The sequence below is a fragment of the Streptococcus sp. C150 genome (assembly GCF_000187445.1).
In the GTDB taxonomy this organism is placed as follows: Bacteria; Bacillota; Bacilli; order Lactobacillales; family Streptococcaceae; genus Streptococcus; species Streptococcus raffinosi.
The window spans coordinates 1026581-1027602 of sequence record NZ_GL698449.1 but is presented as its reverse complement, the minus strand read 5'-3'; the positions used below and the strand labels follow the sequence as shown (position 1 = coordinate 1027602).

Genomic DNA, 1022 nt, shown 5'->3' with positions numbered 1-1022 from the left:
ACGTTCACCCCAGCGGCAACCAGTGCCCAATTCAAGTTCACGAAGAAACTTGAAGGCAAAGCCCTAGAGGCAGATGCTTTCAGCTTCGAGTTGCTTGAAAACGGTCAAGTTCTCCAAACGAAGAAGAATGGGGCAGACGGCACGATCCAATTTGACGCTATTTCATATGATAAAGAAGGTACACATACCTACACTGTTCGTGAAGTGGCAGGCACAGATACAGATATTGACTACGATACTATGAACGCCGAAGTGACAGTTAAGGTCACAAAAGACGCCACAACTGGTATCTTGACAGCCAATGTTGTAATGCCAGCGGATAGTGAGTTTAACAACTATGCGGTAGCACCAGTGACAGCGCAATTTGACTTTAGTAAAGTCTTGTCAGGACGCACTCTAAAAGATGGCGAGTTCAGTTTTGTCTTGAAAGATGCGACTGGTCAAGTTCTCCAAACGAAGACCAATGATGCTTCAGGAAAAGTAGCCTTCGATGCACTCACTTATAAGAATAATGAAGTTGGCGTGCATAAGTACACTGTAGAAGAAGTCGCAGGTTCAGAAGCCGGAATGAGTTATGACCCAATGAAGGCAGAGGTAACAGTTACTGTCACGAAAGATGGTCATACCCTTACAGCGACCAAAGCTCTTCCAACAGATACAGAGTTCAATAATACGTTCACCCCAGCGGCAACCAGTGCCCAATTCAAGTTCACGAAGAAACTTGAAGGCAAAGCCCTAGAGGCAGATGCTTTCAGCTTCGAGTTGCTTGAAAACGGTCAAGTTCTCCAAACGAAGAAGAATGGGGCAGACGGCACGATCCAATTTGACGCTATTTCATATGATAAAGAAGGTACACATACCTACACTGTTCGTGAAGTAGCCGGCACAGATACAGATATTGACTACGATACTATGAACGCCGAAGTGACAGTTAAGGTCACAAAAGACGCCACAACTGGTATCTTGACAGCCAATGTTGTAATGCCAGCGGATAGCGAGTTTAACAACTATGCGGTAGCGCC

General features: G+C 45.4%; 1 protein-coding gene. It reads left to right on the top strand.

The annotated features are described in order from the left end of the window. Positions 1–1022 (top strand): Spy0128 family protein (locus HMPREF0848_RS04800; RefSeq protein ID WP_037608943.1); only part of this gene is annotated, 1022 nt, incomplete at both ends.